This window comes from Paenarthrobacter sp. FR1 (assembly GCF_051106045.1).
In the GTDB taxonomy this organism is placed as follows: Bacteria; Actinomycetota; Actinomycetes; order Actinomycetales; family Micrococcaceae; genus Arthrobacter; species Arthrobacter nitroguajacolicus_A.
In genome coordinates, this window is the sequence record NZ_JBPFSF010000007.1 from 1 (window position 1) to 24,651 (window position 24,651).

16 protein-coding genes are annotated in these 24,651 nt (G+C 65.4%); 12 read left to right on the forward strand and 4 right to left on the reverse strand.

From position 1 onward, the window contains the following. Window positions 1-357 precede the first annotated feature (357 nt). From ACR30Z_RS14425 to ACR30Z_RS14470, 10 genes are all read left to right on the forward strand, one after another. Window positions 358-3,219, forward strand: coding sequence for a hypothetical protein (locus tag ACR30Z_RS14425; protein ID WP_144650380.1), 2,862 nt, complete (start codon window positions 358-360; stop codon window positions 3,217-3,219). After that, on the forward strand, window positions 3,216-4,559 hold the full coding sequence (locus tag ACR30Z_RS14430) for a hypothetical protein (protein WP_434373200.1): 1,344 nt from the start codon (window positions 3,216-3,218) through the stop codon (window positions 4,557-4,559). The genes ACR30Z_RS14425 and ACR30Z_RS14430 overlap by 4 nt, the downstream gene beginning before the upstream one ends. 57 nt (window positions 4,560-4,616) lie before the next feature. Further along, on the forward strand, window positions 4,617-8,906 hold the full coding sequence (locus ACR30Z_RS14435) for an FtsK/SpoIIIE domain-containing protein (protein ID WP_144650376.1): 4,290 nt from the start codon (window positions 4,617-4,619) through the stop codon (window positions 8,904-8,906). A 72-nt stretch (window positions 8,907-8,978) separates the two neighbouring features. After that, entirely contained in the window at window positions 8,979-10,961 is a 1,983-nt protein-coding gene (locus ACR30Z_RS14440) for a serine/threonine-protein kinase (protein WP_144650374.1), read from the forward strand. A gap of 135 nt (window positions 10,962-11,096) precedes the next feature. Continuing rightward, the gene (locus tag ACR30Z_RS14445) at window positions 11,097-11,645 is read left to right on the forward strand and encodes an SRPBCC family protein (RefSeq protein WP_144650422.1); all 549 of its coding nucleotides are present in this window, start codon (window positions 11,097-11,099) and stop codon (window positions 11,643-11,645) included. Window positions 11,646-11,765: 120 nt separating this feature from the next. Further along, window positions 11,766-12,386 (forward strand): hypothetical protein, encoded by a 621-nt coding sequence (locus ACR30Z_RS14450; protein WP_144650372.1) that lies wholly within the window; start codon window positions 11,766-11,768, stop codon window positions 12,384-12,386. Between the two features lie 121 nt (window positions 12,387-12,507). Then, window positions 12,508-13,245, forward strand: coding sequence for a YcnI family copper-binding membrane protein (locus ACR30Z_RS14455; protein ID WP_144650370.1), 738 nt, complete (start codon window positions 12,508-12,510; stop codon window positions 13,243-13,245). 104 nt (window positions 13,246-13,349) lie between these two features. Further along, entirely contained in the window at window positions 13,350-13,982 is a 633-nt protein-coding gene (locus tag ACR30Z_RS14460; RefSeq protein WP_144650368.1) for a DUF4232 domain-containing protein, read from the forward strand. A gap of 55 nt (window positions 13,983-14,037) precedes the next feature. After that, window positions 14,038-19,017: a DNA glycosylase AlkZ-like family protein gene (locus ACR30Z_RS14465; RefSeq protein WP_434373203.1), complete on the forward strand. Its 4,980-nt coding sequence runs from the start codon at window positions 14,038-14,040 to the stop codon at window positions 19,015-19,017. After that, on the forward strand, window positions 19,010-19,846 hold the full coding sequence (locus ACR30Z_RS14470; protein ID WP_434373204.1) for a DNA-formamidopyrimidine glycosylase family protein: 837 nt from the start codon (window positions 19,010-19,012) through the stop codon (window positions 19,844-19,846). Before ACR30Z_RS14465 ends, ACR30Z_RS14470 begins: the two co-directional genes overlap by 8 nt. 6 nt (window positions 19,847-19,852) lie before the next feature. On the opposite strand, the gene ACR30Z_RS14475 is transcribed toward ACR30Z_RS14470, so the two are convergent. Beyond that, window positions 19,853-20,482 carry a YczE/YyaS/YitT family protein gene (locus ACR30Z_RS14475; protein WP_434373206.1) on the reverse strand — a complete coding sequence of 210 codons (630 nt, stop codon included), beginning with the start codon at window positions 20,480-20,482 and terminating at the stop codon, window positions 19,853-19,855. A gap of 61 nt (window positions 20,483-20,543) precedes the next feature. On the opposite strand from ACR30Z_RS14475, the gene ACR30Z_RS14480 reads away from it, so the two are divergent. After that, a complete protein-coding gene (locus ACR30Z_RS14480; protein ID WP_434373207.1) occupies window positions 20,544-21,998 on the forward strand; it encodes a PLP-dependent aminotransferase family protein in 1,455 nt (484 codons plus the stop codon). A gap of 60 nt (window positions 21,999-22,058) precedes the next feature. Here the strand turns inward: ACR30Z_RS14480 and ACR30Z_RS14485 are convergent, their stop codons facing one another. After that, complete coding sequence (locus tag ACR30Z_RS14485) at window positions 22,059-22,556, reverse strand: DUF4188 domain-containing protein (RefSeq protein ID WP_434373208.1); 498 nt, start codon at window positions 22,554-22,556, stop codon at window positions 22,059-22,061. 88 nt (window positions 22,557-22,644) lie between these two features. On the opposite strand from ACR30Z_RS14485, the gene ACR30Z_RS14490 reads away from it, so the two are divergent. Next, window positions 22,645-23,220 (forward strand): TetR-like C-terminal domain-containing protein, encoded by a 576-nt coding sequence (locus ACR30Z_RS14490; RefSeq protein WP_434373210.1) that lies wholly within the window; start codon window positions 22,645-22,647, stop codon window positions 23,218-23,220. 78 nt (window positions 23,221-23,298) lie between these two features. Here the strand turns inward: ACR30Z_RS14490 and ACR30Z_RS14495 are convergent, their stop codons facing one another. Both ACR30Z_RS14495 and ACR30Z_RS14500 read right to left on the reverse strand, forming a co-directional pair. Continuing rightward, window positions 23,299-23,991 carry an SRPBCC family protein gene (locus ACR30Z_RS14495; RefSeq protein ID WP_434373211.1) on the reverse strand — a complete coding sequence of 231 codons (693 nt, stop codon included), beginning with the start codon at window positions 23,989-23,991 and terminating at the stop codon, window positions 23,299-23,301. Further along, on the reverse strand, window positions 23,984-24,619 hold the full coding sequence (locus tag ACR30Z_RS14500; protein ID WP_434373213.1) for a helix-turn-helix domain-containing protein: 636 nt from the start codon (window positions 24,617-24,619) through the stop codon (window positions 23,984-23,986). The genes ACR30Z_RS14495 and ACR30Z_RS14500 overlap by 8 nt, the downstream gene beginning before the upstream one ends. Between the last annotated feature and the right edge of the window lie 32 nt (window positions 24,620-24,651).

Consider the following 24,651-nt stretch of genomic DNA (forward strand, 5'->3'; position numbering starts at 1 on the left):
GATCCGACAACACACGACCCTGCGCATCCAACGCCGAAATCTGATCAGTAAACCCACCAGTAATAATCGACTGCACCTGACCAATAGCAGCCTTGGCCTGCTCAGTAGACAACACACGCGACATAGAACTTTCCTCCCAATAAGAACAATCGCAACACCCAAACCAAAACCAGTCCAGGCGACCAGACGATGCCTAAACTACCAACACCACCCAATAAATCCAACAAACGGACAAATAACTCTTACTTCGCGTTTCCGGCTGTGACCTGCACGATCTCTATGCGGAAGGATTAGTCCATTCGTGAGCGCAACCCCGTATGATACTCAAGGCACCGTGAACGAATGAGGGGACGATCCATGCCCAGGCAGGCTAGTTTTAACCAGCACCACCCGGGGCGTCGCATCCCCCCGGGCCGCGCACTCGGCATCGCCTTGGTTGCCCTGGGATTGATCGCGACGACATCCTGCACCCAGACTCCCGAGCCGGAGCCGGTGACCAACCCCGTCAAACTCCTTCAGAGCGTGCGCGTGGGCTTGTCCCCTGCTGCCGGAGTCCAGACGATTGAAGGCACCACCATTTCCGTATCCGCTGCAGGGGACTCCTCCGCGGAGAACACCACGTACGACACCGCCCAGGTAGTGGGCGAACTCCCGGTGCGTGTGAGCCTTCAGTACCGTGCCGGGGAAAAGTCAGGCTCCGACCTCGCTGAGCTGAAAGGCCACACCGGTCCGGTGGAGATCAACCTGACTCTCGAAAACCTCACCGTCAAACCGCAGAACATCCAGTATGACGCCGCAGGGCAGACCCGCTCCGACACCGCTTTGGTAGGCGCCCCGCTGACAATTGCCGCATCGACGAAACTTCCCGGTGTCCGCGCAGACGATGTCAGGGCCGGATCGGCCGACGGCGCCACAGGTACCAACGGCGTCCTGAGCAGCACTGAAGACGGCGCCACCGTGGTCCAGTGGGCCACAGTCCTGGCTCCCCCACGTTCCGGAGCGAGCACGACGCTGCGTCTCGCCGCAGACGTGAAGGACTTCCAGGTTCCCGAATTCGACGTCGCTGTTCAGCCTGGCCTCAATACGGACCTCAGTGCCAACGGAGTGCTCTCCAGCGCCTTCTCGTCCGGGACAGGTTCGGAAATGGAGCTGCAGCGCCGGACAATCTCGCTGGTTTCGGACGTCAACACGGTCCTGGCCAAGGCCGGGTCCACTATCACCGAGGTTCGCCGGAACCTGCAGGCAACGTCGCAGACCCTCGGCGCCAAGACAGCCGGTGAACTGCGCGATAACTCCCAGGCACTGGCTGCGACGATGTCGGACCTGAAGCAGCAGCTGAAGGTTCTCGGCACTGATTTGGAGTCTTCCACCACAGCCACCCAATCCACCACCATGTCCCAGTTGAAGCTGACGGTCTCCGCCGTGGACGCGATGCTGGGCGATACGTCCGCCACGCCCCCGGTCGCTCCCATCACCGGTGACGGTTGCACCGCTGAGGTTGCCAAGGCATCGCCGGCGGCCACGGTGTACTCCAGCGTCCTCACGATGTCTTCACAGTTGGATGCCTACGCGAAAGTCAGCGCGAGTTGCAGGGACACTGTTGCCGGCGCCCTCAAAGCCACCATGGGACCCGAAAACCCCACGCCTGCGGAGTGCGCTGAGCAGGGTTCCATGACCTGCTCCCTTTACGGCTCGGCCGTGACAGTTACCGGAGCCCTTCTGGGCCTGGTGCAAAAGGGCGACGAGCTTGTCTCTGGCCTCCAGCCGCAGGTCGTCGAAGGCGCGATCAAAGACCAGGCGACTTCCGCCGTCGCACTTGAAAAAGTGCGCACCGACCTCGGTGCGATGCTTGACGGCTCCGGAACTTCCGAGGATTACAGCAAGGCACTGGCTGCTCTGGACATGGCCATCAAGTCCGCTGCCGACTCTGCAGCCACGACGCGGAAAGCAGCCACCGCTGCCCAAACCAGCGTGGACGCCCTCCGGCAGAAACTGCTCGCCATCGCCACCAATGCCAAGTCCGCAAAGGGCGAACTCGGTCAAGGGACATGGCTGAACGGCTCCATGCTGCAGCAGAACCAGAAGGTGGCAGACGAGCTGTGCAAGCTATCCGATGACGGCCTCATCCCCGGCAAAGGCAAGTTGTCCGCGAAGGACGTTGAGCGGCTGCGTTCCTATTTGACGTCCGTGCCATGCGAACCGACTGATGAGGACAGCAATCCCTCACCCGCGCTGAATACGCCCCCGGGCTTCAAAGAGCCTTTGGACGTTCGGCTTGGAGGCCAGTCAGCTGCTTGGGACGAGGTTCTTGCAGCCACCGACACCACCGCTGCCGACCAGGCAATCGGCCAGGCGTTCTCTGCATTGGAGACCACCTTCGACGACGCCGACACCAAACTCGAAGCGATCAAGACGGCCGTCAAGACGCTCGACGGCGCCGCAACAGGAAACGTCAACGGCACCAAACGGGGACTTGAGGCGCTGGATGCTGCACTCGCTGACGCGATTGACTCCTCCGGAACAGTGACCACCGCACTGGCGAAGTTGAAAGAGCAGCAGGACGGCCTTGGCGAAAAGATCAAGGATTCCCTGCGCGACGTTTCCGCCGAAACTGCTGCCGAGGTCTACAAAACCGTGGGCGAACAAGTACGTCAGGTTGCCGACATCGGCGATGCCAGCTCTGAAGCCGTGACCACAGCCTTCAACCGGTCCATTTCCGGGCTGAAGTCCACTTCGGACGATGTTGTGAAGGATGCCGAGGGAACGGTCAACAAACAGCGGGACGAGCTGTTGGGGCAGAGCGGTGACCTCACAGCCGCCCTGTCCAAGAGCACACAGTCCTCGCTGGACAACATCGCGTCCAGCACGTCCGGCTCCACCCGCGACGTCGAAGGTGCCAGCGCCCTTCTCGCCTCCAGCCTCAACAAAGTGATGCTGGATCTTGGCGACCGCGCGGTCAACGGCTCGGGCCTGCTCGGCTCCATGGCGACCAGCGCGGCCAAAGCGGATACCGCGGACTTCCAGTTGGCGTTGGCCTCCCAGAACGCTGAAGGCTACGCCAACATCCGCTCCCGCGATGTTGCAGGACTCCTGCTGCGCCAGGCCCAGTTCAAGGCCTCGCTCACTGCGGTGGATGAACTGCCGCCGTTCCAACTCGAGGTCCCTGCAGGTGCGACGTCACAGACGCTGTACACACTGAAGATCGGCGGCAACGCGTGAGCCCCCGGAACCGTCTCTTCGCCCTGATCGCTGCGGGAGCCGCCGTCGTAATTGCTGCTGCCGTGGTCTTGACCATCACGCTGAACCGCCCCGCGGAAGCTCCCCGGCCCGATCCTGTGGCCGCGACAGTACCAGTTGCCCTGAAGGCTGACGGCCTGCCGGCGGACTTTTCGATCGGCATCGTCATGACGTTCGGCCAGTCCGGCGAACCCGGTACCGAATACAACCGGGCAGCACAGGGTGCCGTGGTGGCGGCACAGCGTTTCGCCCAAGGCGGGGCAACAGTCGCCCTCCCCACCCACAACGACCGGGGGACGGAAGACGGCGCCCGCGCCGCCGTCGCTGCACTCGCCGAGCAGGGTGTGTCCGGTGTTGTCGTAGCCAGCACAGGGCCGCAAGCCCGTGCAGCCGCGAAGGCGGCTGAGGAACTCAACCTCCCGGTCATCTTGCCCTACAGCGAGGCGTCAGAACCGACCCAAACCACGTGGACTACTGGACCAACAGCAGCCTCTGTCCAGGCTGGCTTGGGGACCGCCCTTGCCGGCAAGAGCCGGGTGCTGCTGGTCAGCGACGGCGGCCAGGTCCCGGCGTCCGTCGCACCCGCGGACACGCTGGCACTGGATGGCTTCGCCGACGTGTCCGGTTTGGCCCAGGAAGCTGCCATCCGTACAGGCGACCAGCTTCGTCCGCCGTCCAAGGATGCGCCGGCTGATGCTGAGGGCACACGGATTGCCAACCCCGCAGACGCTGTTGTGGTGTCGGCGGCCACCCCGCAGCGCTTGGCACGGCTTGTACAGGCCCTCCAGTCACGCGACGTGTCAGTACCGCTGGTACTTCCCGACGGCGCCACCACCCCCGCGTTCGCATCCTCGCTTTCGGAGCTGGACGGCACTGCTTCGGGACAGCTGGTCAGCATTGCGCTGGCAACCGGCGACGCTGTCGCGCTCCAGCAGGACGCCCAAGGGCGGGGAATGTCCGCATTCCTCGCCGGCATCAGACTGGCTACCGGGAATCCGGAGATCAAGAACCTGACGGACGATACACCGTTCTCGGCGGACGCCTGGGCTGCGGACGCACGCAGCCATGACGCTGTGGTGGCCCTGGTCCGCGCAGGCGCCCTGGCCGGGAGCACCGATCCGTCGAAGGTGGCAGCGTCTCTTCGCACCATGTCCTTCGGTCCCGGAGAAGGCCTCGCCGGGCCCACGCTGGACTTCTCGCAATCGCAGGCGCTCACCGCTGAAGCAACCCCGGTGTACGCATCCCCTCAGGACCTCGGGCTCCGTCCAGCGGATGAGAACGCCCCGCGGCTTGTCTGGGTCCCGGCGCCAGTCAGCCCCTAACCAACCTTCCTGTCCCCGCGTCTGCAGGAACAGATCCACTAGAGGAGGAGCGCCCCGGTGCGTGTGCTGATCGACTTGGACGATCGTCGTTTTGAGTGCGAGGTTGCCCACGCTGCGCCCGCCATCACACTGTCCGACTTAGTGGAAGCCTCCGGGGGCCCCAGGGTTTCGCCTGACGAGCCGGTGTTCGTCAATGAGACAGAGGTCCGGGGTGCCACGCCACTCTCCGAACTGATTCTGCTGGAAGGCAGCCGCATCTCGCGAGCGCCCTGGCCTGTTCCGGACCGCGTACGTGGGTGGAGCCTGACGCTGGCCGGTGGTCAGCGCACCGGTGGTGTGGTGGAGGTTCCGCAGGGGCGCGACATGCTCATCGGCAGGTCTCCCCATGCCGATCTCAGTCTGCCTACTGAGAGCGCGTCGTGGGATCACTTCCGTCTTCGCCGCGAAGAGGACGGACTTCGGGTGGTGGATGGAGGCTCCACCAACGGCACCTTGGTCAACGGCGAGCCCGTGGGCGAGGACGGAGTCCTGGTCACTCAGACAGCCACCATCACGGCAGGCGGCACGGTCCTTCTCCTCCGACCAAACCTGGAGGAAACACCCGCCCCCGCCCCGGGGAGCCTGCACAACCTGACTCCGGCTTCAACCGCTCCCTTCAACAGACCACCGCGTCCCGGCCGCGCCCCGGCCGGCGATCCGTTGGTTCCTCCGAGCCGCAAGGACGTGCCGCCGGCCAACAAGTTCAGTTACATCACGGTTCTGGCGCCACTGGTCATGGCGGTTGCGATGGTGATGATCCTGAGGGACATGCGCTTCGCCATGTTCGCCATGCTGAGTCCCGTGATGGCGGTGGGCATGTGGTTCGAGCAGAAACGCCGCCACGCCCGCGGCCTCAAGGAAGAGGCAGAGCGCTTCGACGGGGCGCTCAAGGAGTTCGAGCAGCAGATCCGCAAGGCCGCCGAGGTGGAAACCGCCCGGAGACACCGGATGGTCCCCGATCCCGCCACGGTTGTACGTCGTCCTGCGCTCCCGGCTACCTCGCTGTGGCAACGCCGTGCGGACTCGGACGACTTCCTGGCCCTGCATGCCGGCACCGGTGATGTGCCGTGGAAGCCTGAAGTGGACCGGGCTGCAGGCTCGCGTCCGGACGAAAAAGTCAAGGAATCCCTCACCGCAGCCCGTCTCTTGGCCGCACCCGTGCTCGTGGACCTCACAGACGCCGGCGTGGTGGGCATCGTTGGCTCGCGGGACGGCGCTTTGGCCTTGGCCCGCTCCCTTGTAGCCCAGGCCGCGGTGCACGTTGGTCCGGCGGATCTGACAATCGGTGTTTTCTGTGACGCCGGCCGGGCCGATGAGTGGGAATGGGCCTCGTGGCTTCCCCATACCCGCCAAACGGGCAGCAGCACGGGCGAGCGATGGATGTGCGCGCACCGCGAGACGAGCCTGGCAATGCTGCGCGCCCTTAAGGACTCCGTGGAAGAACTGCCCACGCCGGCTCTTATGGTGGTCCTCGATTCCGATGTCCTCACTGAAGGCAGGGACGCCCCGGCCCGAGCACTGCTCGGCATGGGCCGTTCCGTCCCGGGAGGCCACATCAACCCGCAGCAGCGCCCACCCCGGGTGGCGGGCATCGTCATCGCCACGTCCGAAGAGCAATTGCCTGCGTCCTGCACCACCATCATCAGGGTGGGGACGGATGCTGCGGCCACCGTGGACCAGCCGGAAGACCTGACGCGCGTGGAGGACGTCATCCTGGCAGGCCTCGACCAAGAAGAGGCTCTGCGCTGTGCCACGCGCCTGGCGCATTTCGACGACCCGGAGCTCAGCGTCCCCGGGGCGTCCCTGCCCTCACTGGTCCGGCTGCCCGGTCTGCTGGGCTTCGAGCGCCCCGACGCGGCGACGATCCGCCGGCTGTGGCAGGCCCCCACCGGTGTCTCCACGCCAATAGGTACTGGCGAAAACGGGCCACTGACCCTGGACCTCGTCAAGGACGGCCCGCACGGCCTTGTGGGCGGCACCACCGGATCCGGAAAGTCCGAGTTCCTGCGCTCGCTCGTGGCCGGCCTCGCTGCCCGCAACGATCCGACCCGTCTCAACTTCATCCTGGTTGACTTCAAGGGTGGCGCCGCCTTCAAGGCCTGCGAACGCCTGCCGCACACCATCGGAACCATCTCCAACCTGGACGAACAGCTGGCAGACCGCGCCCTGATCGCTTTGGAAGCGGAGATGGAACGCCGCCAGCGGGTTTTCGCCGAGGCAGGCGAAGGCATCGACAACCTCAATGCCTACCTGGCCACGAACCCGGCCGAACCAATGCCACGCCTGCTGCTGGTGGTGGATGAATTCGCCATGCTGGCCAAGGATTTCCCGGACGTGCTCACCGCCCTCGTCAGCATCGGCGCTGTGGGCCGTACCTTGGGAGTCCATATGATCCTGGCGACGCAGCGGCCGGCTGGTGTGGTCAGCGACGACATCCTCGCAAACACCAACCTGCGGGTGGCGCTACGTGTCCAGAGCCGTGACGACTCCAACAACGTCATCGGCGTACCCGCCGCTTCTGCCATCGGCAGGGCGCAGATGGGCCGCGCCTTTGTAAAACTTGGCCAGGACGACATCACGCCGGTTCAGACCGCGCTGGTCACCGGTCAGGCACAGCTCGACGGCGGTCCCGCCGTCGATGTCCGCGACATCCGGCAGTTCGGGGTCCCCGCCCCGGCACCGGCAGTTCCGCGGTCCGCAGCAGTGGACGAGAATGATCTGGATCTCCTCATCGACGCCGTTGTGGAGGCCAATACCGAGGCCGGCTACGCTCCTCCGCGGCAGGTCTGGCCGAAGGCGTTGGGTGAGCGTGTGGAGCTGGACGGGTTCGCGGCGGAGGCCTCTCCGTCACACGCCCCTACCCCAGGGCGACCGACAGTGGGCCGCGTCCATGGGTCCGCCGTGATGGTGACCCTGCTGGACGAGCCAGAACTGCAGCGCCAGTCCGCAGCCGGATGGGACATGTCCGTGGGCAACCTGATGCTGATGGGTGTGGCAGGCTCCGGCACGAGCACCACTCTGGCGTCCATCGCGTTGACGCTTGCCAGGGAGGCAGATCCAACTGAACTGGATCTGATGATTCTGGACATGGGCTCCGGGGACCTTGAGATGCTGAAACGCCTGCCGCACACCGTGGCATACGTAGGAACGGGTGCCGGTGCCAAAGAGCAGCAAGCCCGATTCCTGCGCCATCTGAGCACTGAGCTGGAGAGCCGCCGCGCGGCACCGGGTACGCATCGCCGCATGGTGGTGCTGCTTGACGGCCTGGCATCCCTCCGTGACGAATTCCAGGACTTTGAAGGGCAGCAACTTCTGGGCCTGCTGTACCGCGCATACGCCGACGGCCCGGCGCTTGGCCTGTCCTTCGCCGTGACCACCACCCGTGCCAAAGCGGTTCCCTCCGTCATGAATGAAGTAACGCTTCAGAAGTGGCTCTTCCGGCTCGCCGATAACTACGACTACTCCTCGCTGGGCGTGCGGGCCAAGAATGTCCCCGCGGCACTCCCTGGGCGCTGCGTGGACCCTCGCACCTCCCTGCAAATGCACGTTGCCACTCCCGGAATCGGGTTGGAGGCCGCTGTGGATCGCGTCCGGCACAGCTGGGCAGATGCACCGGCGAAGACCACGGCGATCCGGAGCCTACCCACTGACGTCAGCATGGCGGATTTGGGAGTGAAGCCGCAACTGGAAACCGAGCCCTGGCACATCCCCGTGGGAATCCGCGAGACTGACCTCGCCCCCGCCTTCCTGGAAATCTATGAGGGCGAGCACGCCTTGATCGCCGGACCGGCCCGTTCGGGCAAGTCCACCTTGCTGCTGGCCCTGGCCGAGGCCGTTACTGGCGTAGCCACCTCCCGGGGTCCGGCCCAGGTCTGGGGGATCTGCGACCGCCGCTCGCCTTTGGCCACGGCCACCCTGGATCGGGTAGCCGTTGGCGCGGACGAGGTGCCGGCGCTGCTCGCTTCCCTGCGGATCGAGCGCGGCCCGGTGTTCCTGCTGATAGATGATGCCGAACGCTTCGAGGACACCGATCAGTCCATCGCCGGGATCGTGGCCTCCGGGCCGCCGGGGTTGTGTATCATCGCGGCCGGGCGGGCCACTGATCTGCGAGGACTGTACAGCCACTGGACCAAGACTGTCCGCAAATCGCGCCTGGGCGTGCTGCTCCAGCCGGACGTGAATTACGACGGCGAACTGCTGGGTGCCACCCTTCCGCGGAAGGCTCCCGTGGCGCTGACTGCCGGGCGCGGGTACATAGGGGTGGGCGGGCAAGTGTCGCTCATCCAGTCGGTAAGTCCCGGGAGCTGAGCCGACGGGAAGCAGGCGCCTTGCGCTGGATGGCTTTGGGGAATCAGATCGATAGCTTTGGAGAGTACGGACATGCAATTGGCACAGACGGGGCAGGCGCTCGGAGCGTCTTACCGCTTCGGCGAACGGGTGGGTTCCGGTGCTGTTGGCGAGGTCTGGACCGTCACTTCGACGGACGGCCGGACATTGGCGGCCAAAGTGTTGCGTCCGGAGCATGCCGATGATCCGTCCCTGGTGGAGAGGTTCGTCCGCGAGCGATCCGTGCTGTTGGGACTTCAGGACTCCCACATCGTCACCGTGCGGGACATGGTGGTTGAGGGTGAACGGCTGGCCATCGTCATGGACTACATCGCCGGCGGTTCGTTACGCGACATGGTCAAGGAAGCCGGACCGCTGGCACCCGAAGATGCCGTAAACATTGCCGCTGAAATCTTCGACGCCCTCGCATTCGCACATTCGCGAGGCGTAACGCATCGGGATATCAAGCCGGACAATGTGCTCCTCACCCGTCCGTGGTCCGAGCGTGAAACCGGGGACATCAGGGTTTCCGACTTCGGCATTTCCGATGTCGTAGGCGAGAAAATCCGCCAGACCACCGGACTCATCGGCACTCCGCAATACATGCCTCCCGAGCTCATCAGCCAAGGCCGGTCCGGACCTCCCGGCGATGTCTACTCCACGGGCGTCCTGCTGTACGAACTCCTTGCGGGAAGGACTCCGTTCGCAGGTCCCGGCACGGACTTCAGCGTTGCATACCGCCATGTTTCCGCACGTCCACCGCGCATTCCCGTGGACGACGCACTCTGGGGCATCCTCGATCAGCTGTTGTCCAAGGACCCTGCTTCCCGCCCAACTGCGCGTGAGGCTGCTTCGACGCTCCGGCGGCTGGCACCCGGTCTTGCCGGCAGCAGCCCGATCGCCCGGGGGGAGGCGCCCGAAGACTTCGACGACGTCGAGCGTCCCGCCACGGTGGTGCGTGGCGCCTTTACCGATGACGAACTCGCAGCCTTCGCGGCGGCCCCGGCTGCCGGCGTCGATGCCGTGGTTCCGGACCTCGGGCAGGCCGGCAGCGCAACCATCGCCCGCCCCATGCCCCGCCGCGAAATGCGGCCCCCGGCGGAGGAGTCGAAAAAGGAGAAGGATGCGACTCCGTTTTGGCGGACCCGCAAAGCGCTGCTCCTTGCCGGTGGTGCGGTCCTACTGATCGTGGCGATGGTTGTGGGCTTTGTTCTTTTGTCCCCCACCACCCAGCAGGCCGCGCCCACGCCTCCCGGACAGCAGTTGTCAGCGCAGTTGCAAGACCCAGCCCTACCCACTGGACTCACCATTTCCCGGAGTGCCACGTACGAGCCGTCGTCCGGCCAGGTCCGTTTGACAGTGTCCTACGCGGCACAGAAAGCGCCGTTGTCCGGTGAGTTCCTTGAGGTCATCCCGGGGTTGGCTGATGGAGAAGCATGCCCGGCCGTGACGTGGGATGGCGGCACCGCGGGCCGCAACCAGGCGTCCATCACAGGTGTGGATGTTGCGTGCGGATGGAAACTGTCCGGCGTGGAGATCCCCGCTGGAGGATCAGTGCAGCTGACCGCCAAGGTTCCGGTGGCTCCCGCAGACCAGAAGGCAATGGACTCGTGGCTGCGCGCCGGGTCCGAGGCAACCGCGGCCGCCACTCAGGACCCTGCAGTCAAAGGCACCGCGTATCCCGTCCAACGCCTGAAGGGTGTGGAGGTGCGGATGCCTGCCCGGGTGGTCACGCCCAGCCCCTTGAAAATCACCTTGGTTCCGGTGTGGGCCGGCGGAGCCGATGAACTCAATCCGCTGTACGTCAGTCCTGCGTCCGGCAAACCCTCGCAAATGCTCGCCTCCGTAACCGGCGGCGAGAAGGGGGTGCGGTTCGCTGACGGCTGCGGCGGTGCTTTGGCAGTGGACAGCTCAGGGCTCACGGTGACGGCCTTGCAGATCACGCCACAATGCACGGTGCGGGCCAGCGTCGGAAACTTCACTGAGCTTCAGTCGCCGCCGTTCGGCATCACATCGCGGGAGAACTCGGGCGACTAGGTCTCCGGTTGCCGAGGGACCTCAACACTTTCGAGCGCTGAAGGAGACGGGACCTAACCCTTCCGCGCAGCCAAGAGTAGATTAATCACGGATGCCGTCAGACACCCCCTGAACCTGCGGACCGTGGAGGCAACAGTGGCCATACTAGCGGGCAAAAGCACGGATTATGCGTTCGTCACTGTATGGCGGGTGGCAGGCACTCGTGAAGAAGTGGTCGGCGTCCTTGGCAACGCCACGACCCTCAAGCAATGGTGGCCCTCGGTCTACCTCTCGGTGACACCTGTAGCCCAGGGCGGCCCCGACGGCGTGGGCGCCTCCTTCGACCTGCATACCAAGGGCTGGCTCCCGTACACGCTGCGCTGGCGGCTCACCATCACCGAACCGGTCACGCTTAACGGCTTCGCACTGACAGCCCAAGGGGACCTCAACGGGACCGGCCGCTGGACCTTCGATGCCGACGGCCCGGAGGTTGTCATCACCTACGACTGGCGGGTCAGTGCCGCGAAGCCCCTCCTCAGACGGTTGAGTTGGCTCCTCAAGCCTGCCTTCTCCGCCAATCACCAATGGGCCATGGCGCGCGGTGAGGAGAGCCTCAAACTTGAGCTCCGCCGTCGACGTTCCGGAGCTGCAGCGAAGGTACCCGAGCCACCGAAAGCCACCTTCGTGCGGACTTCGAGGGGTTAGCACTCACCTTGCGTCGCACGTATCCACATAGGACCCATCCGAGGACGGGCCGGCACCGAACTCCCGATAGAATCAAAACGCTGACAATCCGGCAGCAGTCACAGAGATGGGGGGGGACCCGTGCGCACATCGCAGTCCAGGGCGCCCTTCCATGCGCTGCGGTCCGGCGCGATCTCATTGGTGGTGGTGCTTCTTGCCGCCGGAGCCCACGTCGCTGGTGGCGGCGTACTCCCCACGGCACCGGTCCTGTTGGCACTCATTGCCCTGACGGCGCTGGCCACAACACTGGCCACGCGGTTCAAGCTGAACGTCGTGACCATGGCCGCGCTCCTGGGCGCAGGACAACTCGCCCTGCATGAAGCCTTCAGTGCCCTGGGGCCAGTTACTGCCAGCACGCAAGGTCCAGCCCATCACCTGGCCAACGAGTCACTAAGCCCGGCGCTCCATGCCGCCACCGAACACACGCATGAACTCGGCACCACCTTCGGCGCCTTGATGGTGCTGAGCCACGTCATTGCCACTCTCGGTTCGGCGGTCGTCCTGGCCAAGGGCGAGGATGCGCTGTGGCAGCTGGCCGCGTGGCTGCGTCCGCTGGTCGCCCTGCCCACGTTGTTGTTCAGGCCCGACGCCGGCACCTCGGCTGTGGCTGTCGCCGCACCCGCCGTTTTCATCCCCCGCCCTTGGCGGAACCTCAGGCAAGACAGCCGGCGCGGCCCGCCCGCCGCCGTCGTACTTCCCTAGTTCCGCCCGGCACCAAAGCTGCAAAGCACCAAAGCTGCAAAGCCAGCACAAGCCTTTGCAAGGTGACGGGCCCAAACCCGTACCCCCGCGCCCTCATTTGGCGCCCCCGAAAGGCAATCCCATGAAGAAGTCCTCGCTCCGTCGCACCCTGTCCGCCACCGCCGTTGCCGGTGGAACCGCAGCCCTGATGATGGCCGGCATCGCCGGCGCGTCAGCGCACGTTTCCGTCGATCCCAACAAGACCGCGGCGAACTCGTATGCGCTGCTGACCTTCGGTGTACCCCACGGCTGCGGCACATCCGGCACCACAAAAGTGGCCATCAGCCTTCCCGAGGAACTGACCGACGCAACCCCCACCGTGAACGCCAACTGGACGGTGGAGAAAGTCACAGAGAACCTGCCTGAACCCAAGAAGCTGGAAGACGGCACATCCATCACCAAGCGCACCAGCCAGATCGTGTACACGGCCAAGGCGCCACTGGATCCGCACATGCGCGATGCCTTGGTCCTCTCGGTAAAGCTGCCGGACGCCGCCGGTAAGACCATCTATTTCCCCACGTACCAGACCTGCGAAACGGGCAAGACGGACTGGATCGAGATCCCCAAGGATGGCCAGAGCGAGGATGACCTGAAGTCGCCGGCGCCGGCCATCGCCATCACCCCGGCCGACGCAGCGGGCGACCACCACGCGGCATCCACCGTGTCCACGGTGCAGGCGGCTGCCGTCACCGACGACGGGTCGCAGGCCCGGAGCTGGGCCGGCCTGATCGCGGGCATCGCGGGCCTTGGGCTCGGTGGCGCGGCGTTCTTCCGCAGCCGCTCCGCCAAGCCTGCCCCGGCCAAGGCCACCACCAAGTAGCAGAGGAAGGTTGGGCGCCCGGAAGATCACGATCCGGGCGCCAATCCGCCGTCACGGCCGTGGCTGAATTGACTCGCGTCACACGCGCCGCAAGGCTGGTGCCCATGTGGACTCAGCGCATCAAAACCGGCCTTGTGACGACGACGGCAGCCGCTTCACTGCTGCTTCTTGCAGCGTGTGGGCCAAGCCCCAGCCCTTCAGGAACCAGCAGCGCACCGCCGACTTCTTCATCCCCGTCGGCATCGGCCTCTCCTTCTGAAACGGCCACCACGCAACCATCACCGTCCGCAACGGCAACGTCGGCAGCGCCCGCCGCTCCAGCCCTGTGCAAGGCGGCGTCGCTGACAGCGGCCACCGATGCGACCGGCGGCGGCGCAGCAGGCAGCATCTACGAGAAGTTGATCCTGACCAACTCCGGGACCACGCCGTGCGTACTGGAAGGCTTCGCCGGCGTCTCCCTGACCGCCGATTCCAGTGGCGAACCCATCGGCGAACCGGCGACCCGCGAAACCACCACCCCGGTCACCAAAATTGAGCTGGCACCGGGCAAGTCTGCCTGGGCCGAAATCCGGTACACGCAAGCCGGTAACTACGGCGATTGCACCAAGGTCCCTGCAGCAGGATTCCGGATCTACCCGCCGAACGACACAGCGTCGCTCTTCGTCGCCGAACCTCACGACGCGTGCAGCAATGCCGGCATCAAGCTCCTGACCATCACCGCTTTCCAGGCCGTTTGACCTTCGGCCCACGGCTCCGGCTTATTCTGTCGGGGCCGTGGGGCATGATGGAGGGATGCAGGAGCCGCAGGCGCCGGATGGCGCCATCAGCCGTTTCAGCCAGGCAACCAGGGAATGGTTCCTCGGCGCTTTCTCCGAGCCCACGCCCGCCCAGGACGGCGCCTGGAACGCGATCTCCTCGGGCTCGCATGCCCTTGTTGTGGCGCCCACTGGTTCGGGTAAGACCCTCGCTGCCTTCCTCTGGGCACTGGACAGGCTGCATGCCAGGCCGACCGACACGCTGCCGGGGCTCGAGACAGTGCCAGCCAACGGGAAGGGCCGAGCCAAACGCCCCAAGACCAAAACCCGCGTCCTCTATATCTCGCCGCTGAAGGCGCTGGGCGTGGACGTTGAGCGCAACCTCCGTGCGCCCCTGATCGGCATCACCCAAACCGCCAAGCGGCTGGGGTTACCGGCACCGCTGGTGACGGTGGGTGTCCGCTCCGGAGATACGACGGCGGCAGATCGCCGAACGCTGTTGACCAACCCACCGGATATCCTCATTACCACCCCGGAATCCCTGTTCCTTATGCTGACGTCCCGCGCCCGGGAAACCCTCAGCGAAGTAGACACGATCATCATTGATGAGGTTCACGCTGTCGCGGGAACCAAGCGCGGCGCACACTTGGCCGTCTCCTTGGAACGGCTCGACGCCCTCCTGCCCAAGCCGGCACAGCGCATTGGACTGTCGGCCACGGTGCAGCCGCGCGAACTCGTGGCACAGTTCCTGGCTGGACAGGCTCCTGTGGAGATTGTCGCTCCGCCGTCCAAGAAGAACTGGAACCTCACCGTCACTGTGCCTGTAGAGGACATGTCGGACCTGCAGGGTGCTGCCGGCGCGTTCGATTCCGGCCCGGCCTCCGGGTTGCAGCCCCAGGCGTCCATCTGGCCGCATGTGGAGGAACAGATCGTCGATCTGGTCCTGTCCAAGCAGTCCACCATCGTTTTCGCCAACTCCCGTCGACTCTCTGAGCGCCTGACCGCCCGGTTGAACGAAATCTATGCCGAACGCCAACTGATGGCGGTGGGCGGTGGCGAGTGGGCTTCCCCCGAGTCGAACGCCGGCGTTCCGGCGCCAGCCGTCCCCGCCTCCACGGCAACGCCAGCACACATGATGGCCCAGGCCGGCAGCACCACTGGTGCGGACCCCGTGCTGGCCCGCGCGCACCACGGTTCGGTCTCCAAGGACCAACGGGCCATGATCGAGGACGACCTCAAGTCCGGCCGGCTGCGCTGCGTGGTTGCTACCTCATCCCTGGAACTGGGCATCGACATGGGAGCCGTGGACCTGGTGGTCCAGGTGGAGTCGCCTCCCTCGGTGGCCAGCGGCCTCCAGCGTGTGGGGCGTGCCGGTCACCAGGTGGGCGAAATCTCCGAGGGCGTGCTGTTCCCCAAGCATCGCGCTGATCTTCTCCACACCAGCGTCACCGTGGAACGCATGCTCAGCGGGCAGATCGAGCGCCTGAGCATCCCTGCCAATCCGTTGGACATCCTGGCCCAACAAACCGTGGCGGCCACGGCATTGGGCAGCATTGACGTGGAGGACTGGTTCAGCACGGTGCGGCGGTCGGCTCCATTTGCGAGCCTGCCCCGCTCAGCGTTCGAGGCAACCTTGGATCTGTTGGCCGGACGCTATCCCTCGGACGAATTCGCAGAACTCAGGCCCCGCATCATCTGGGACCGGCACGCTGGAACCATCGAAGGCCGGCCCGGCGCCCAACGCCTGGCTGTCACCTCTGGTGGCACCATCCCGGACCGTGGGTTGTTCGGCGTGTACATCATCGGCACAGAAGTTGAGGGCTCGTCCTCCCCGGCCAGTACGGACGGCAGTGAACCCACAGCCTCTGCCCGCGCCGCCAAGGGTGGTCGCCGGGTTGGTGAACTGGATGAAGAGATGGTCTACGAGTCCCGGGTAGGCGATGTCTTCGCGCTCGGTGCCACCAGCTGGAAGATCGAGGACATCACCCATGATCGCGTCCTGGTGTCCCCCGCTTTCGGCCAACCCGGCAAACTTCCGTTCTGGAAGGGTGATTCCCTCGGCCGGCCCGTGGATCTGGGGCGCGCCTTGGGTGCCTTCATTCGGGAACTTTCGGCTGCCGACGAGGCTCCAGCCATGGAGCGCTGCCAAGCCAGTGGATTGGACGCCTTCGCCGCGAGCAACCTGCTCCAGTACCTCCGGGAGCAAAAAGAAGCCACGGAGATCGTCCCCAGTGACCGGACCCTGGTGGTGGAGCGATTCCACGATGAACTCGGAGACTGGCGAGTGGTCCTGCACAGTCCCTTCGGCATGCCGGTCCACGCCCCGTGGGCCCTCGCCGTGGGGCAGCGCCTCCAGCAGCGCTACGGCCTGGACGGCTCGGCCATGGCGGCTGACGACGGGATCGTCCTGCGCGTGCCCATGATGGAAGACGAACCACCCGGAGCTGAGCTCTTCCTCTTCGACCCCGAGGAACTCGAGCAAATCGTCACGGCAGAGGTCGGTGGCAGCGCCCTGTTCGCCTCAAGGTTCCGCGAGTGCGCCGCCAGGGCCCTGCTCCTCCCCCGCCAGAATCCCGCCAAGCGCCAACCCCTGTGGCAGCAGCGCCAGCGCTCTGCCCAGTTGCTGGATGTCGCCCGGAAGTACCCGTCGTTCCCCATCGTGCTCGAAACGGTGCGCGAATGTCTTCAAGACGTCTACGATCTGCCCGCGCTGAAAGACATTGCGGCATCCGTTGAGCGGCGTGAACTTCGGATCGTGGAGACCACCACCCAGCAGCCGTCCCCCTTCGCTAAGTCATTGCTGTTCGGGTACGTGGCCCAGTTCCTCTACGAGGGCGATTCCCCCCTGGCCGAGCGGCGGGCCGCCGCGCTGGCCTTGGACTCGACGCTCCTCAACGAACTCCTGGGCCGCGTGGAACTTCGCGAACTCCTGGACGCAGCGGTCATCGATTCCACCGAACGGGAGCTGCAGCGCCTCGCCCCGGACCGAAGAGTTCGTGGGATGGAGGGGGTGGCGGATCTCCTGCGGCTGCTCGGACCACTCAGCGTTGAAGAGGTGGCTGAGCGGCTCGAGGGTGCCCAGCAGCCGGATACAAGCACGCAGCCCGACGCTCCGGAACAGCTCGACGCGACCGAGCAGATGGAGGACACGCCCCCGACCGCACCACCGGGCAGCATCCTCGACGCCGGAGCCCACCTCGCAGCCCTGCAGAAAGCCAATCGTGCGCTCAAGGTGACCATCGGCGGCGTCGAGCGTTTTGCGGCCATTGAGGACGCGGCCCGGTTGCGCGACGCTATCGGCGTACCGCTGCCCATGGGTGTTCCGCTCGCCTTCATCGAACCGGTCAGCGACCCCTTGGGCGATCTCGTTTCCCGCTACGCCCGAACCCACGGGCCCTTCACGGCAGCTGAGGCAGCGGCAAGGCTGGGACTAGGTGTCGCCGTCGTCAATACCGCCCTGAAACGCCTGGCTGGGGATGGCCGCGTAGTGGAAGGCGAGTTCCGGCCACACGCTGTCGCGGAGCAACCCACTGAGGCTGCTGAACCGGAACTTATGACCCTTGACGCTCCGCCGTCCAGCGAGTGGTGCGATGCCGAGGTCCTCAGAAAGCTCCGGCGACGTTCGCTCGCAGCGCTGCGAGCGGAAGTGGAACCCGTGGACACGGCGGCCTACGGGCGGTTCCTGCCTGCGTGGCAGAACGTGACCGCCCCCGGGAAGTCCCGCAGCCAGGCGCTGCGCGGACTCGACGGCATCATCACGGCCGTGGACCAACTCTCCGGTGTGCCTATCCCGGCCTCCGCTTGGGAACCGCTGGTGTTGGCAAGCCGGGTGGCGGACTACAAACCGGCCATGCTGGACGAGCTGATGGCTGCAGGGGAACTGCTGTGGTCCGGTGCGGGGTCGTTGCCGGGGAACGACGGCTGGATCAGCCTGCACGTGGCCGATTCCGCAGAACTGACCCTCAATCCCGCCCCTGACTTTGAACCGGGCGACGCGCAGCAGCGGCTCCTTGAGCACTTCAGTGCCGGGGGCGGCTACTTCTTCCGGCAACTTACCGAAGTGGCAGGCGGCATGGATGCAGTGCTCAGCGACGACGCCGTCGTTACGGCCCTGTGGGACCTGGTGTGGGCCGGCCGCGTCACCGGCGATACCTTCGCCCCCGTGCGGGCCATGATCTCCGGCGGCAAGACGGCCCACCGGCAAGTTGCCAAGGCCCCCAGGGCGAGGACTCCGCGGATGAGCAGGCTTGGCCGCTCGCACGGAACCGGGTTGCTGGGTTCGCCCGGTCTCACCGGCGGACGGTACGGCTCAGTGAGCGGCGGCATCGCACCCGCACCACCGTCGGCTGTGGGCCGGTGGTCTGCGCTGCCTGCGCCCGAACTGGACCCCACCATCCATGCCCGAGGCACGGCTGAACTCCTGCTGGACAGGTACGGCGTGCTCACCCGCGGTTCGGTCATGGCAGAGAACATCATTGGGGGCTTCGGGCTGATGTACAAAGTCCTGGCCCGGCTCGAAGAGGCTGGCCGGTGCCGCCGTGGTTACTTCATAGAGCACCTCGGAGCGGCCCAGTTCGCCGTTCCCGCGACGGTGGACCGGCTGAGGTCCTTCACGGAAGACGCCCGCATCTCCAAGGCGGAGCCGTCGGCGTTGGCGCTGGCGGCAACAGACCCTGCCAATCCCTACGGCGCCGCACTCCCCTGGCCCGCGCTGTCCGTGGACGCCGGATCGGGGCACCGTCCGGGGCGGAAGGCAGGGGCGCTGGTGGTGATGGTCGACGGCGCGTTGGTCCTTTACGTGGAACGCGGCGGAAAGACGCTGCTCACCTTCAGCCAGGACGAGGCAGTGCTGGCAGTTGCTGCCCAAGCGTTGGTTGATGTGGTGCGGCGCGGTGCCGTGGACAAGCTCTTCATGGAGAAGGTCAACGGCCACGATCTCCTTGAGACACCGATTGCTGTTGCCTTGGCCGCCGCGGGCGCGTACTCAACACCGAAGGGACTCCGGATCCGTGCCTGAAGGCGATTCCATCTGGCGGGCCGCGTCACGCTTGAACCAGGCGTTGGCAGGAAAAATCATCACCGCTTCGGACTTCCGCGTGCCACGTTTCGCCACGCTCAACCTGGCGGGCTGGACCATCACCGAGGTGGTGCCCCGGGGCAAGCACCTTCTGATGCGCTTGGCGGGACCCGTTGATGAGGAGCCCGGCGCCAGCAGGAAACCCCGTGCCCTGACCATCCACTCCCACCTGAAAATGGAAGGCAACTGGATGATCTACCAGCCCGGTGGTCGTTGGACCAAGCCCGGCCACACGGCACGATGTGTCCTTCGGACGAGTACCGCCGACGCCGTCGGATTCTCGTTGGGCATCCTGGAAGTAGTGCCCACGGCGGAGGAAGACAAGGTGGTAGGACACTTGGGGCCGGACCTCCTCGGCCCGGACTGGGACGAAGAGGAAGCACTCCGCAGACTCCGGGCCGAGCCGGATGTTACGGTCGGCTTCGCATGGCTGGACCAGCGGAAACTGGCAGGGATCGGCAACATCTACCGCTGCGAGGCCTGTTTCCTGTCCGGCATCCACCCGGCCCTGCCACTCGGAGACGTCCCGGATCTGGCCAAGACGGTCAATGACGCCAAACGCCTATTGGGCGAAAACCTTGGACCTGGCCGCCGCACCACACTGGGCCCACGAGCCCTGCGTCCCGGGTACTGGGTTTACGGCCGGGAACGCCAACCATGCAGGCGGTGCGGTGCCACGATCCGCCGTGGCCTGCTGGCCGGCCCGGATGGAACCGAGGAACGGGACATCTACTTTTGCCCGCGTTGCCAACCGGCTCCCTCTCCCTAGGCGCCGCTAGGCGGCGGTTGCGGCCTCCACGGCTTCCGTGGGGGCCGTTCCCTTTGACCGTTCCGGCACCATGAATTTCGGCAGCAGGACCTGCACGATGGGCCCGATCGCGAGGGCGTACACCACAGTGCCCACGCCCACGGACCCGCCCAGGAGGAAGCCCACGGCCAGGACAACCACTTCGATGCCGGTACGAACCAGCCGCACGGACCAACCTGTCCGCCGAACCAGGCCCGTCATGAGCCCGTCCCGGGCACCGGCGCCCAAGCGGGCACCGATGTAGCAGGCGGAGGCGATGCCGTTGAGGATCACGGCCCCGGCCAACATGGCGATCTGTCCGCCGAGGTGGGAGAACTCCGGAATGAGCCAAAGGCCGAGGTCGGCGAACAGGCCCACCAGCACTGCGTTGGCGATGGTCCCGATGCCTGGCATCTGCCGCAAGGGGATCCATAGGAGGAGAACCAGGAAGCTGACCGCGATCACCACAACGCCGATGCTGAACCCGGTTTTTTCGGACACCCCTTGGTGGAACACATCCCAGGGGTCCAAGCCAAGGCCGGCCCGGATGAACATGGCCAAGGAGATGCCATACATTGCGAGGCCGATCAGGAGTTGTGTGATTCTTCGGGTCATCATGAACTACATCTTCCAAGAAAACTGGCCTTGTATTCCATAGCCAGTTTGGAATACTGGTCTTATGCCCGGCTCATTGAATCCCACAGCACTCGTCCGCCTTCTGGGCTCCTGGAACTCCGGTGCCCTGCCCGCTTACCGCGAGTTGGCCGACGTCGTACGTTTGCTGGTGATGGATGGCCGCATCCCGCTGGACGTCGCTCTGCCCAGCGAGCGGTCGCTGGCGCAGACACTTGGCCTCAGCCGGACCACCGTTACCGCAGCCTATGCGAACCTGCGTGAGCAGGGCTTCCTCACCGCCGGTCAAGGCAGCCGGGGCCGGACTTGCATTCCGCACCGTACCGCGCCCGCCAGCATGCCGGGCCTCGCCGCCCCGGAGGGGCTCCTGGATCTGGCGTACGCGTCGTTGTCCGCAGCGGGCGAGGTAGTGCACCGGGCCTTCGCGGACGCCCTGACCGAACTGCCTGCACTCCTGCCGGGATTCGGATACGACGCAGTGGGAGTGCCGGCCCTTCGCGAAGCAATCGCCCACAAGTACACCGCGGAGGGGGTCCCCACCACACCCGAGCAGGTCCTGGTCACCTCCGGCGCGCAGCATGCCCTCAACATCGTGCTGCGCACCCTCGCCGGCAAGCAGGACCGGGTGATGGTGGAGCATCCCACCTACCCCAACGCCCTGGACGCGATCCGCGCCGCAGGATGCAAACCCCTGCCTGTTGCACTGCCCGCCGGCACATCACCGGCTTGGGACATCGATGCCATGGTGGCCCTGATGAACCACCAACGGCCCGCCATGGCCTACCTCGTTCCGGACTTCCACAACCCCACCGGGCGCATCATGTCAGATTTACAGCGCCGACGGCTGGTGCGCGCAGCCGCTTCCGCGGGCACGGTACTGGTGGTTGATGAGACATTGCGGGGGTTGAACCTCGACGGCGTCCGTACCGCGCCGATGTCGACCTTCGGTTCCGCGGTGGTTTCGATAGGGTCGCTGAGCAAGTCCCACTGGGCGGGCCTGCGGACCGGTTGGATCCGGGCAGATGAGGACCTGGTTGCCCGCTTTGTCGCAACGCGGACCGTCATGGACCTGGGTGGTCCCGTAGTTGAGCAACTGGCCGCGGCGCGCCTGGTCAGATCCTTCGCCGAGCCGTTGGACGCCCGGCTTGAGGAGCTCCGGCACAATCGGGAATCGCTATTCGGACTGCTGGCTGAGCATCTGCCGGAATGGGAGCTGGAGCGCCCGCGGGGCGGGCTCACGGTGTGGTGCCGCCTGCCCTCACCGTGCAGCACGGCCCTAACGGTGCTCGCGCCGGACTTCGGGGTTCGACTGGCGGCCGGACCCCGCTTCGGAGTGGGGGGTGCCTTTGAGCACTACATGCGCGTGCCCTACACGCTGCCACCAGCCCAGCTGGAATTGGCCGTCCGCGCGCTCCGTGCCGCCCAGGACAAGCTGGATGCCTCGCCCCAACTCCGCCGGACCCTCAAGACTGAGCGGCCCGCCGCCGTCGCGGTCGCCTAACATCCCAACTAACTGGCATTAGTGGTTGTTCTGAGCGCTGAGAACAACCACTATTGTCAGCTACTTGGCAGACTCGCGCGCGGCCGAACCCATGCGCTGTTTCGCAGTATTGCTGCCGGGCCCTACGGGAACGTGCGAGGTTGCCTTGGCCAGGCCAAACAGCGGCATGCCGTTGTACACCACCTCAATTCCCGACGCCGGCACCTGGTACGTCTCGTGCCACACGCCAACGTCTCCGCTGCCGGCGATCTCCTTCATGAACTTCCGCCACGGACCCAGATGCGGTGAATCCCTGTCCGCGGCGAAGCGCCTCAAGTGCTCCGGGCTTTCCCAGTAGCTGAGCAGGACGGTGGTCCGCCCAAACCACTGCTCGCTGCCCAGCAGGCCCGCCTCCGGATTCGCGGCGAGGTGCTGCATCATCTTGGGCATTGCCGACGCCACTTTTGCTACGCGGCCCGTCTTCCACCACCGATTGGCCCGCATCCCGATGAGGAAGACGGTCACTGTGTCGCGCCCGATGTCCGCGGTGAACCGTCCGGGGAAGATCTCCTGTGCCATGTGAATCCTTCGATTGGGGAACCGCCAAGTTCCTGTGGTGAGGTTTTATAACGTTGTTATGAAACAATGTTATGAAACACTTGGAGGCATGGCAAGACCCATCGTTCATGATCAGCACGTCCAGCAGCGGCTTCTGGCCGTCACGGCCGAACTCGTGGACCGCGAGGGACCGGCACGCGTGACTCTCCGCGACGTCGCTGCCGCTGCGGACACGTCCACCACGGCGATCTACTCGCTGTTCGGCGGGAAAGCACAACTGTTGACGGCCGCCGTCGACCACGGTTTCCGGTCCTTCGGCGAATCCCAACGGGAGGCCGCCACCGGCGGGCTCTTGGAACTCGGCCGGGCGTACCGCGTTTGGGCACTGGAGCATCCGGCCCTCTACCGCCTCATGTTTGGCGGCGCTTTGGCTGCCTATATTGATTGCAGTCCGACGCCGGAAGTCGCCTCCGACTCGATGCTCCCCCTGGTGGAGGCCGTCACCGCAGCACAGGCGGCGGGGCGGCTCCGGACCGACGACCCCGCAGTGGTGGCGATGGCCATCTGGGGCCAGGTGCACGGGCTGGTTGCTTTGGAGTTGGCCCAGATGAACCACCCCGCAACGGACTGGCCGGGAATCTACGAAGCCGCGCTCGAGTCCGTGGCGCGCGCTTGGGCCCCTTAAACGGAAACTGACTGGCATTAGTGGTTGTTCTCAGCGCTGAAAACAACCACTAATGCCAGCCAGTTGGGCGAGTACCCCTTACGCGTACACCTTCTCCAGGAACCCGGTCCACGCCTTCGCCGTGAGTTCGGAATCCCCCGAGCCACTGAAGTCGTGCACCGTCATGCCCACGGGTGCCCCGAACGCGTTCCGGCCAAAGAAGCGGTAGAGCGTGTCCGACGTCCGCAGCCCAAGGAAGTTCTCGTTGGAGAAGTCCACCTCGCCGCTCAGCCGCCCCACGCCGTCGAGCTCCACCTCAAAAGCCGAGCCAGCAGCGACGCCGTCCACCCCCAAAGCCTGCTTCAGCTGCACAAATCCACCGGGCGTCTGCGACGAAGCAGGCGACTGGATGTCCGTGAATACCACTGGCTTGCCGTCGAAATGCTGCAGGTACTGGCCCAGCGTATGGAGGTAGAACTCGGTGTGCTTGCTGGCGCCGTCGTACTGCTCGTCCCAGTTGTCAGCGAAGATCCCACTGTGGACGTAATGCAGCTTGGCGCGGCCGCCTTCCGCAGGTTCCAGGACGTGTTCCAGCTGGTTGAACCAGCCGTCCGGACCGTCCATCCGGGACACCAGATGACCCGGGTATTCCTGGACCGTTTTCACGTCCGGCCACTGATCAGTGGGGAACATCCACGCCGGCGTACCCTTGGTGACCGCTTCCCACACTCGCTCCGGAGTGCCGGGCAGTTCGGTGTCCGCGACGATTTCGAATTTACGGTTGTCAGTCATTGTTGTGGTCCTTTTCTGCTGTGACTTCAGTTGAAGGGGTCTTGAGTGCGGGGTGAAGTACGACGACGAGCCGGTGCTTTCGTGCGCCGCCCGCCGCTGCGGCAGCACCGTCGTCGTGGTACTTATCCACGAGCTGCGTCACCGCTACGCCGAGCTCTTCGGCGAACGCTGCGCGTTCTGAGGCGGAGCGGAACGTGATCTCGCCGTCGATAGCGAAACTGGCCAGCTTCTTCTTGGCCACGGCAGCGCCCGCGATGAGCTTGCCCACCTCCTGTACTGTCCGGGAGGCCAGCGAGAGGAGCCAGAAAGCGGAGAACCGGTCCGAGAAACGCCGCGGGTCCGGCGCCACGGACGCCAACGCCCCCGGCGAGATGAGGTAGGAGGCCGCCGTCGCCTGCAGGACGCGCTCGGTAACGTTGCCCTTCCTGCGCTCCTCCACCAATGCCACCAGGCCGTGGCGCTCCAGGGCTTTGAGGTGGTAGTTCACCTTTTGGCGGGGCAGCCCAACTTTGGTGGCCAGTTGCGTGGCCGACGCGGGTACAGCGAGTTCCTGGAGGATGCGGGTGCGGATGGGGTCCAACGACGCTTCCGCCGCAGCCGGGTCCTCAATCACTTCGATGTCCAACATGCTTCCAGTATGGCTACCGACAACTTTTATTG